Source organism: Mesorhizobium sp. P2_D1, from assembly GCF_056404455.1.
In genome coordinates this window covers 1-887 of sequence record NZ_JBFUDZ010000150.1, presented here as the reverse complement: position 1 = coordinate 887, position 887 = coordinate 1, and the positions used below count along the sequence as shown (strand labels likewise).

The 887-nt window shown below is 56.6% G+C and carries 2 protein-coding genes; one reads left to right on the top strand and one right to left on the bottom strand.

Going from position 1 to position 887, the window contains the following annotated elements; all coding sequences use genetic code 11:
* Positions 1 to 523: helix-turn-helix domain-containing protein (locus AC1D0I_RS32655; RefSeq protein ID WP_477400194.1), on the top strand; the 523-nt coding region annotated here is incomplete at its 5' end.
* A gap of 139 nt (positions 524 to 662) precedes the next feature.
* Here the strand turns inward: AC1D0I_RS32655 and AC1D0I_RS32650 are convergent.
* On the bottom strand, positions 663 to 887 hold a 225-nt coding region (locus AC1D0I_RS32650), incomplete at its 5' end, for an ATP-binding protein (protein ID WP_477400193.1).

Here is an 887-nt window from a genome sequence, read left to right as displayed (position 1 = left end):
CAACAACCCGCTGCGCGCCAACATTGCCCTAGCGCTTGAGCGGGAGAGAGCCAAGCGCGGCCTATCCCATATGCACATGGCCGAGCTGTTTCGGACCGCCGAGGGCGAAAAACTGGCCTATCGAACCTACATCCAGACCGTACGTCAGAAGAATAATGTCACATTGACCACACTGCAGATCATGGCAAACGGCTTGCAACTGTCTTTTGCAGGACTGCTCGCCGGCGGTAAGAAGGTTCCGGAATGGGCGCATCCGTTGGACGACAATGCGATCCGCAAGCGGCTGGCCCACATCATCGATATTGAGCGACAACGGCGTACTTTGCACCGGTACGAGATGGCTGAGCTCATCGGCGTGGCGGAGGCGACATATATGAAACTGGAGCGCGCCAGCGGCAACATCAGCGTCGACACGATTGCGGCGATCGCCAAGGCGTTGAAACTTGATCCAGCGACCTTTCTCTTTTCCGATAAAATTCCCCCAACAACTGACCACCTGCTCCTGACGCAGCCGGAGGCGTAGATCCTCATTTCAGAGAGCCGTAAGCTTCCAGGGTCATCATCGGTGTAGGCTGGCCCAGACGAACGCCCGGCAGGTTTCGCGATGGTAGCGCATACCCCTGCGCTTCAAGTGAAAATGGTTTGCGATCCGCCCGCGCCCTCTACTTTTTTTCAGCTGCGCCTGAGGACGATTGCCAAAATCTGGCTGCGGTGGAACGCACAGGAATCCTGACCTGCACGGTTGTACCGACACCTTGGGCGCTATGGATGACGAGCTTTCCGTTCAACGTCGAGACCATCTGGGAACATGCGGTCAGTCCCAGGCCAGTATGATTTCCAGCTCGCGTTGAAAAGAAAGGGGTAGTTGCCTTTGCAAGAATTGCAGG